Here is a 4,775-nt window from a genome sequence, read left to right on the forward strand (position 1 = left end):
GATAGGCTGTGCCTCGAACCTGAGTCCGGGGGACTCAGGTTTGTGCCGGTAGCCCCCCGCCGCGGTAGCGGTGCGCGTAAGCGCAGGGGCGGTATCCCGGCACAGCACCTAGCCAGCTATAGACCGTCGCGTTTTTATGTTCTAAGTGTGCGCGCAGCGCTATATTTTTCGCTTGCGGAAAATCTATTGTTGGGGTTGAGGGGGCCAGCAAGCGCGTAGCGCGAAGCCCCCCCTCCGGGGGGCCATTTTTTTTGCTACGCGGCGCAGCCGTTTGCGCATGAGGATTGGTGGGTCGGGAAGTTATCCACTGTGTTTTTGGTATTCTATAAGAAGTATTATCAGAAAAACTACAAGAAAAATCCTATCGGATTTTTCTATAAGTATACACAAGGGTAAAAGCACGAGGATAACTCATGTATCTATAGGGCAAATGCACGAAGTGAAGAGGGGTAAAAGCACGAACAAAGGTAGGGTAGAAGCATGAAAACTTAACGGTAAAAGCACGAGGACAACTACCTGAGTTCACAGGGTTATCAACAAACAAAAATTAAGGATCAAAGTATGATCAAATGTGTCTTTAAATGTATTTTTTTCATATAAAATATATTTAAAGAAATATTTATTTACATGGAACAACAAATTATCACTTAATTTTTAGGTAAAAAATTAGTGACAAATATTTCCACATGGAAAATAAAGGGTAGAAGCACGATAGAAAATATATCCAAATGAAAAATAGTTGGCTATTACTTAAAGCTAGTATGACCTAGCTTACCAAATATGCAAAGTCTGTCGCAACAGTTCTACAGTCAAATAGTTTCTTAGCGTACTGGCCAACACCGTGGATCTGTTTTGTGATTGTCGTCCTGGACGAGCCCGGACCGGGCGCGTGGCCACCGGCCTGGCCGTCATCGAGCGCAGCGCTCGATCGCCAGCTGCAGCACGTCGCCGCTGCCGGCGCCCACGGCGCTGGCCAGCTGGTCGACGGCGCTACCCGGTTTGTGAATGTGGGCGCTGCGCCCTGCAGGTTGACACGTTCCCTCGCCTCGATGCGCCGCGGCCACCTGCAGCTGCTGGACGTGCCAGCGGCGCCGACCTGGTGCACGCTCTCGCGCACCGGCCAGCTGGCCAGCACCGGGGATCTGTTTGTGAATTTGCCGTGTGCGACGCAGGACCGGGCGCGTGGCCACCGGCCTGGCCGTCATCGAGCGCAGCGTTCGATCGCCAGCTGCAGCACGCCGCCGCTGCCGGCGCCCACGGCGCGGGCCAGCTGGTCGACGGCGCCACCCGATTTGCGAATGCGGCCACCTGCAGCTGCTGGACGTGCCTGCGGCGCCGACCTGGTGCGCGCTCTCGCGCACCGGCCAGCTGGCCAGCAACGGGGATCTGTTTTGTGAATGTCGCCCTGGGCGGGCGCGTGGCCACCGGCCTGGCCGTCATCGAGCGCAGCGCTTGATCGCCGCTGCAGCACGCCGCCGCTGCCGGCGCCCACGGCGCTGGCCAGCTGGTCGACGGCGCCACCCGATTTGCGAATGCGGCCACCTGCAGCTGCTGGACGTGCCAGCGGCGCCGACCTGGTGCGCGTCCTCGCGCACCGACCAGCTGGCCAGCAACGGGGATCTGTTTTGTGAATGTCGCCCTGGGCGGGCGCGTGGCCACCGGCCTGGCCGTCATCGAGCGCAGCGCTCGATCGCCAGCTGCAGCACGTCGCCGCTGCCGGCGCCCACGGCGCTGGCCAGCTGGTCGACGGCGCCACCTGCGTTTGTGAATGTGGGCGCTGCGCGCCGGGGTAAAAGCGTCAAGCTGCGCTGTGCTGGGGGAAATCGGGGGCGGTGGCGACCCCTCGGCCTGCAAAACCGGTTTTTCTAAGCCTACCGATACGTCACCTGGATAGGCTGTGCCTCGAACCTGAGTCCGGGGGACTCAGGTTTGTGCCGGTAGCCCCCCGCCGCGGTAGCGGTGCGCGTAAGCGCAGGGGCGGTATCCCGGCACAGCACCTAGCCAGCTATAGACCGTCGCGTTTTTATGTTCTAAGTGTGCGCGAAGCGCTATATTTTCCGCTTGCGGAAAATCTATTGTTGGGGTTGAGGGGGCCAGCAAGCGCGTAGCGCGAAGCCCCCCCTCCGGGGGGCCATTTTTTTTGCTACGCGGCGCAGCTGTTTGCGCATGAAGATTGGTGGGTCGGGAAGTTATCCACTGTTTTTTTGGCATTCTATAAGAAATGTTATCAGAATGACTACAAGAAAAATCCTACCGGATTTTTCTATAAGTATATACAAGGGTAAAAGCACGAGGATAACGCCCCTTTAAAAGGGTAGAAGCACGAACAGAGGAAGGGTAAAAGCACGAACAGAGGGAGGGTAGAAGCACGAACAGTGGAAGGGTAGAAGCACGAGGATAACTCCCTTAATCCACAAACTTATCAACGACGAAATATATAGGGTAAATGCACGATACTGGATGACATGCTTGCTTTCGACGTTGTTTTGCAAATTTTCCATGTGCAACGCAGGACCGGCCTGGCCGTCATCGAGCGGGGCTCGATCACGGGGTTTGAGGTGCAGTGGAACGTAAAACACGGTTAAGCCATTTGGGCCAGTCCTCGCAACGGCGGGCAAGATGGACATAAGCATGCTTGGCGCGGTTTTTGAATTCGAACGCGACCTATTGATCGAGCGCACCAAGGCCAGTATCGTACGCTCACGCGCCGAAGGGACGGCGTTGGGTCGTCCGTCAGCGCTGACAAAAGTGCAGTAAGGCGATGCAGTGGGCCATCTCGCGGCCGGGAGTCTATCGCCAAGGTGGCCCTGATTTTGGCACGACGCGTCAGCCATCATGCGGATACGGGCCAGACATGTTTCAGTGAGTGCAACCAAGTCCTGACATTTGAGCAGCTGCCCTCTGACAATCACAGCTATCGCGTCGGCATCTATGAACTCAATCTTGACCGGCCAGGCCCTTAACCCAATTGTACGTTCCGTTGAACCTTAAATCCCAATGCGGCCGCTGCGCGCCGGGGGCGCTCTGGCGCCACCAGCGCCCGCCTGCGCCGCCCCGCCCTGCAGGTGGACACTTTCCACCGCCTCGATGCGCCGCGCCCGCCTGCAGCTGCTGGACGCGCCAGCGGCGCCGACCTGGTGCGCGTTCTCGCGCACCGTGTTAGCCCAAAGTAGTAATGTCCCCTTCGTGCAAAGTAGTAATGTCCCCTTTTGGGATAAACGGGCACGAAATCATGGTGACGCAGATGAGCGACAAGGAAGTGCTGAGATCCCAGCTGATGGCGCAACTGGTTGAAGGCATGCTGAGCCAGCAAGAGGCCTCTGAGCGGCTCGGCGTGAGCGTACGCCAGATCAAACGACTTAAGCGTCGCTACGTTGTTGCAGGCTCTGCGGGCCTGGTGAGCGCGAAGCGCGGCCAACCGTCGAAGCGGCGCATCAATGCCGCGTTGCTGACCCAAGCCATGGCACTGGTTGGCGCACACTATTCCGACTTTGGTCCGACGTTAGCAGCGGAGAAGTTGCGCGAAGTACATGGCGTGACGCTTTCGGTCGAAACCGTACGCCAGCAGATGCTGCTGCATGGCTACTGGAAGGCACGTCGCACGACGGCGATCAGATCCCACCCGATGCGCGAGCGACGCCTACGGCGCGGAGAGCTCATCCAGATCGATGGTTCGCCCCATGATTGGTTTGAGGGGCGCGCCGCGCGCTGTAGTCTGCTGGTGTTCATTGACGATGCCACCGGCGAATTGACGCACCTGCAATTTGTCGATACAGAAACCACGCTGGGCTACATGGCGGCCTTGCAGCGCCACATTGAGCTGCATGGACTGCCCGCAGCGCTGTACAGCGACCGCCATAGCGTCTTCAGAGTCAATCAGAAGGAGCCCGCCGCCGAGGCGCAAACGCAGTTCGCGCGTGCGCTCAAGGAACTTGGCGTGGAAGGCATCCAAGCCAACAGCCCGCAGGCCAAGGGGCGCGTCGAGCGTGCCAACCAGACCCTGCAGGACAGGCTGGTCAAGGAAATGCGTCTTCAGGGCATTAGTGGCCAGCAGGCCGCCAACGCCTGGTTGCCGACCTATATCGCCGACTTCAATCGGCGCTTCGCGGTGCCGCCCGTCGCCGCACGCGACGCGCATGTGCCCTACTTGGGCAAGCCGGAGCAACTGCGCCGTATCCTGTCGGTGCAAGATACCAGGAAGCTGTCGAAAAATCTGAGTTGCCAGCATGAAGGCATCCTGCTTCAAGTCAGAACGGTCAGCTCAGGGCTGTCCATGCGTGGAGCCGCTGTCATGGTGCACCGCCATCATGACGGCGCGACGGAATTGCGCTGGCAGGGCCGTACGCTAGCCTTTGATACCTTGGCGCAATCAACGGGGCCGAGCAATCAATGCGCCCCCGTCGACGGCAAGCAGGTCAACGATCTGGTCGACTACATCATCGAATCACGCGCCCGGGTGGCGCCAGAAATAGGTCACCCTTGGAAAAAGCGCATGCCAACACTCGACGCCATGGGAAAACCACCCCAGGCAAGGTTCTGAATGAGAACAAATCCATCCATTTCGCTGAACCCAGGGGACATTTCTACTTGGGACAAAAGGGGACATTTCTATTTAGCGTTGACACGTTCTCGCGCACCGGCCAGCCGGCCAGCACCGTGGATCTGTTTTGTGAATGTCGCCCTGGGCGGGCGCGTGGCCACCGGCCTGGCCGTCATCGAGCGCAGCGCTCGATCGCCAGCTGCAGCACGTCGCCGCTGCCGGCGCCCACGGCGCG

General features: G+C 58.8%; 3 protein-coding genes and 1 pseudogene. 2 read left to right on the forward strand and 2 right to left on the reverse strand.

Features of this window, described 5'->3' with window-relative positions; genetic code table 11:
- Positions 1-908: 908 nt before the first annotated feature.
- Both ACQ4W7_RS29020 and ACQ4W7_RS29025 read right to left on the reverse strand, forming a co-directional pair.
- Positions 909-1,205 carry a hypothetical protein gene (locus tag ACQ4W7_RS29020; protein WP_436535186.1) on the reverse strand — a complete coding sequence of 99 codons (297 nt, stop codon included), beginning with the start codon at positions 1,203-1,205 and terminating at the stop codon, positions 909-911.
- The gene (locus tag ACQ4W7_RS29025; protein ID WP_436535188.1) at positions 1,202-1,756 is read right to left on the reverse strand and encodes a hypothetical protein; all 555 of its coding nucleotides are present in this window, start codon (positions 1,754-1,756) and stop codon (positions 1,202-1,204) included. The genes ACQ4W7_RS29020 and ACQ4W7_RS29025 overlap by 4 nt, the downstream gene beginning before the upstream one ends.
- Positions 1,757-2,604: 848 nt before the next feature.
- Here ACQ4W7_RS29025 and ACQ4W7_RS29030 point away from each other — a divergent pair.
- Together ACQ4W7_RS29030 and ACQ4W7_RS29035 are read left to right on the forward strand one after the other, a co-directional pair.
- Positions 2,605-2,754: pseudogene (locus tag ACQ4W7_RS29030) on the forward strand (recombinase family protein); the annotation flags it as partial.
- 490 nt (positions 2,755-3,244) lie between these two features.
- Positions 3,245-4,540: an ISNCY family transposase gene (locus tag ACQ4W7_RS29035; protein ID WP_436535190.1), complete on the forward strand. Its 1,296-nt coding sequence runs from the start codon at positions 3,245-3,247 to the stop codon at positions 4,538-4,540.
- Positions 4,541-4,775: the final 235 nt, after the last annotated feature.

The organism is Janthinobacterium algoris, assembly GCF_051380935.1.
Lineage (GTDB): Bacteria > Pseudomonadota > Gammaproteobacteria > Burkholderiales > Burkholderiaceae_D > Janthinobacterium.